Genomic DNA, 4,457 nt, shown 5'->3' with positions numbered 1-4,457 from the left:
GGTTACATGCTATTTGAAATATGTTATTGACCCATATAAATTAAATGAGTTCGAGGAATACGGTAAGATGTGGATTCGATTAGTTAATAAATTAGGCGGTACACATCAGGGTTATTTCCTTCCACATGAGGGTGCTAATAATATTGCTTATGCATTATTCACTTTCCCAAGTTTAGCAGCATATGAAGAGTACCGAGTAAAAATGGCATTGGATGCAGAATGTCAAGAAGCATATAAATTTGCAGAAGAGACTAAATGTATTTTAAGTTATAAGAGAAGCTTTATGCGTCCTATATTCGAATGAACATACATTAATCTATATATACCTTGTTAAGCTAACAGTTGCTTTACTCAATAAGGGAGGTTGCTGCGGCAACCTTTTTTTACGGAACTAACGGGGCAGGTTAGTTGTATAGTGCTGTATGATCTTTGTTCAACAATGGGGCCATTTAATGGAGTAAGGCTTAATTAACGAAAGTTGCAGTATAATAGTGGTTAAACAAGCACCCTTTAAAGTGCATCTTTTCTTGAAAAGATAGGTCTAACATTATAAGAATTTTATGATATCGTTAAGTACATAAAATATTAAGAAGCGTATGAGGAGAAAGAATAATTATGGAAAATAAAGCATTAATAATTATTGACTTGCAAGTTGGTGTTCAGCCTGAAAATGTTCCACTTTATAACTTAGCTAATGTATTAAATGAGGTTAATCAAAGAATCTGTTTATTTAGAGAAGAAAACCAACCTATAATTTTTGTTCAACATAATGATAGTGATCTGGTTCTTAATTCATCCAAATGGAGACTTTTTCCGGAACTAGATGCTGTTGATACAGATATCTATATCAACAAAACACATGCAAATTCATTTTACAAGACTGATTTGAATGAACAACTAAGGAAATTAAATATAAATAAACTTGAAATTTGTGGCGCACAAACTGAATATTGTGTTGATACAACTATTAGAATGGCTCATGGATTAGGATATAAATTACTTATGAAAAAAGGATTAACTACCACCCTTAACAGTGATATTCTTGGAGCTAAAACAATCATTGAACATCATGAGAATCTTTGGAATAATAGATTTATAACATTTTTGTAGAAAAGAATTACTGTATACTGATGAGTAGTCCTAAACAAATAAGCTGCTCCGAGGGCGATTTATTTTATTATTTTAAAATAAAATGCTCCCCATTGGAAAATTATTAATTTAATCTAATTGGCACTCATTAGATAGAATGAACCCTCTGTATCAAAAGATTTTTAGTTATTCAGAATCGCTTTCCTTCTAGAACTAACTGGTGAGTGAGCTTAAGATCGTGGCTGTCTTTAAGGCAGCTTTTTCTTATGGAGCTAAAGGGAAAGGTTAGTTGTACAAGGGAGAAAATCAAACGATGAGGAATATATATATTTATTGGTGAAGTTTAAGTCACAGGAGGTAACAGTTTGAACAACTATAAGATTGAAAGTAATATTCCAACATTAGAAGAATACAAATATTTGTGTGAGTCTGTGGGATGGACTAATTATATGAATTTTGATGTGGTGGAAACATCCCTAATGAATTCTATTTACTGCATCACAGTCAAGGATAATGAACAAATTTTTGGTATGGGCAGAATTGTTGGCGATGGAGCTATTTATTTCTATATCCAAGATATCGTGGTTCATCCAGATTATCAGAAACGTGGTATTGGACATAAAATAATGAATCTTTTGGTTGAATACTTAAATACAAACGCCCCAGACAAGGCGTTTGTTGGGTTGTTTGCATCAGAAGATAAAGAACCGTTCTATGAGAAATATAATTTTAAAGACTTCTCACCCAATATGACAGGGATGTTTACTGTAATTTCAAAGAAGTAGATTTAGATTTTCAGGAGAAAAAGTTAATTAACGTTGAAACATTTGTTATCTAAGTAAACTTTTCCTTAATGAACTAACAGGTGCGTTAGGTGAAGATCAGGGCTGTCTTTAAGACAGCTCTTTCTTTATGAAACTAACGGGGCAGAATAGTTGAAGAAATGATATTATTATGGAAAAAAGTAACATGACATTTGGAAGGTTGAGAAAAATTGGAGATTTGGAAATTAAGTGGAAAAGTATCGAAAATTAGCGATGTAATACCTTATTATTTTGTTAGTCTATTCTTGTCTTGTATCTCTTTTTCTGTTTTTATAATTGTAGTTAGTGGAGAACCCTCTTGGTTGCAGTTAATGCCCGTTATTATTTATTCTTTTTATGTTGTTATACCTTATTTACTTTTTGCAGTACCCTTGCAGATTATATTTAATAAACGCCCGAGAAAATTTAATGTGTTTTATCTTTTAATTTACACGGTACTTTCTTTTGTAGCAGTATTTTTATTTAATGTAATGTTATTTAGAGTTGAACCTACATATTTAGTTAAAACCCAAATATATTACGGTTTTAGTTTTGCAGCAGCTGCTATTTATTGGTTTTGGGATTCTGTCTTCTTACAAAAGAAAAACTGAAATATCCTAGTTCTTCAGCTAACAGGGTGCGTTAGCTCAAGATCGGAGCTATCTTTAAGGCAGCTCTTTCTTTATGCAACTAAAGGGGCAGGTTAGTTGTATAAGAAATTTCTATAAGTCCTAATTTATCTATTTTTCCTGTTTTATTTTGGCAAGTCATTCACTTCATATGCAACTCGTATTCCAGATTCAATTGCCCCTTGCATCCAAGCGTGGGTAAGCGAAGTATGTTCACCGGCAAAGTGCACTCTTCCTTCAGGTATAGGGATATAAGGATGCAACTCGGTTTCCTGACCCGGTTCAAAAGCAGTGAAAGCTCCAGAAGAATATTCATTATCGACCCAACTAAAGGAAGTTCCTGACACAAACTCATAATAGACTTGGTCTCCGTAAATTTCAGCTAAGTTCTTTAAAGCATATTGAATGCGATTTTCGTTGGATAGTCCGTTCCATGTTAAAGCCTCATCCGCCCATGTATAGCTTGCCAAAACCACAGCTGGCCCTTTTGTACCAATCCCCTGACTTGGGTAATAAGTGAATCGAATCGGAAGGTCAGTTATGGATTTACCACCATATTGATAGTGCCTTTCCCAAAACCTGCTTTTAAACTCGATTCCGATTTTTGTTGCGCTCATATAGTTCAGTTCACGAATCGCTCTCCGTTTATAATAGGAAAAAGAATGGTATGGTTCAACTTTCACAAATCTTAACACTGAAAAGGGGATGGTTATGATGGCAAGATCACCAGTTATGGTGGAATCCTCTAAGGTGTGCTGATGGGTGGAATGGATGGTTACTCTGTTGTTATGTTGGACAATTTTCGTCATCCTTTGATTGAACATAATATCTTCTTCTATTTGAGGGAGAAATGCCTTTGGCAGTAGATCCATACCACCGGTTATCTCATAGAAACGATTTGCTCTGAAGGACGCCTCTTCTCGCAAAACTTCAATAAATGACATTCCCATATATGCTTCTAAGTCAAGGAGTACACCGATCATATCAACCGCGCCATCTGAAAAAGTTGTTCCATATTGATAATGGTAAGATTTTAAGAAGGTACCTAGTGAGTAGTTTTTAAATTCTTTTTCTACGAGATACCAATTTCTCGTTGGGTCTTGTTTAATAAAATCGAGAATTGGCTGTGTAGCTAATTTCACCAGCTCCTCTGCGCTTTTACCTCTTTCATTTAGGGCAACGGGAAAGTTTAGAATACCAGGAGAACGTTCAAAAATGTTAAGACGTGTTTTGATTCCATTGAGATAAAGAATATCCATTGGAGTTCGGTTAATAAACAGGTTTAGGGTTAACCCGAATTTTTTAATATACTCTAAGGTCAAAAAATGAACATCAGGAATACGCATTGGGCCTAGGTTAAAATAAAGCCCATTACTAAAGGGGGAGCGTATGGTATAGGCACGTCCGCCTATCCTGTTGTTTGCTTCAAGGATTGTGACGATGTGCCCGGCCTCCTGCAATAGGGAAGCTGAAACGATTCCTGCTAGTCCTGCGCCAACAATAGTAATATGTTTGGGAACTTGCGACTTTTTTAGCCCATTTCTAATAATGGTAATCATTTGTTGAGTCGTTAATTGATTATTTTTGTTATTAGGCATCGCTTCTCCTCCAGTAAAATAGATTTATTACATTGTATTCACTTGTATAGATGCCTATGAGTTCCTACTATTTATGGATATCTACTTTATTAGCTGGGGCACAAATGAAATTATTAAATAAAGCAAAGGAGACCCCACTTTACTTAATAAGGGAGGTTGCTGCGGCAAACTTTTTCTTACGGGACTAACGGGGCAGGTTAGCATTCCTGTAGTTCGTTATTTTTCAGCTTTGAAAAAAATAGGGCTCCTCAGTAAGATATGAGTAAGACACCACTCAAACTCAAAACCTTAGGAGGAACCCTAATATGAAGTTTAAAATGCAAGATAAACAAAATCAA

Annotated in this window: 5 protein-coding genes; 4 read left to right on the top strand and 1 reads right to left on the bottom strand. The window is 34.9% G+C overall.

Annotation, left to right across the window (positions count from 1 at the left end; all coding sequences use genetic code 11):
- From AC1DIV_RS29610 to AC1DIV_RS29595, 4 genes are all read left to right on the top strand, one after another.
- Nucleotides 1-304 (top strand): NIPSNAP family protein (locus AC1DIV_RS29610; protein ID WP_477577937.1); only part of this gene is annotated, 304 nt, incomplete at its 5' end.
- A gap of 311 nt (nt 305-615) precedes the next feature.
- Entirely contained in the window at nt 616-1,110 is a 495-nt protein-coding gene (locus tag AC1DIV_RS29605) for a cysteine hydrolase family protein (RefSeq protein WP_477577936.1), read from the top strand.
- Nucleotides 1,111-1,454: 344 nt separating this feature from the next.
- Complete coding sequence (locus AC1DIV_RS29600; RefSeq protein WP_477577935.1) at nt 1,455-1,874, top strand: GNAT family N-acetyltransferase; 420 nt, start codon at nt 1,455-1,457, stop codon at nt 1,872-1,874.
- Between the two features lie 209 nt (nt 1,875-2,083).
- A complete protein-coding gene (locus AC1DIV_RS29595; protein ID WP_477577934.1) occupies nt 2,084-2,503 on the top strand; it encodes a UPF0715 family protein in 420 nt (139 codons plus the stop codon).
- 143 nt (nt 2,504-2,646) lie between these two features.
- Here AC1DIV_RS29595 and AC1DIV_RS29590 read toward each other — a convergent pair whose 3' ends face one another.
- Nucleotides 2,647-4,119 carry a flavin monoamine oxidase family protein gene (locus tag AC1DIV_RS29590; RefSeq protein ID WP_477577933.1) on the bottom strand — a complete coding sequence of 491 codons (1,473 nt, stop codon included), beginning with the start codon at nt 4,117-4,119 and terminating at the stop codon, nt 2,647-2,649.
- Between the last annotated feature and the right edge of the window lie 338 nt (nt 4,120-4,457).

Source organism: Peribacillus sp. 05N428 (assembly GCF_056397085.1).
This window is presented reverse-complemented; position numbering and strand designations above follow the sequence as displayed.

Bases quoted from the DNA above. Each gene is read 5' to 3' on its own strand.
- AC1DIV_RS29605 (WP_477577936.1), top strand. From the start codon at position 616: ATGGAAAATAAAGCATTAATAATTATTGACTTGCAAGTTGGTGTTCAG.
- AC1DIV_RS29590 (WP_477577933.1), bottom strand. From the start codon at position 4,119: ATGCCTAATAACAAAAATAATCAATTAACGACTCAACAAATGATTACC.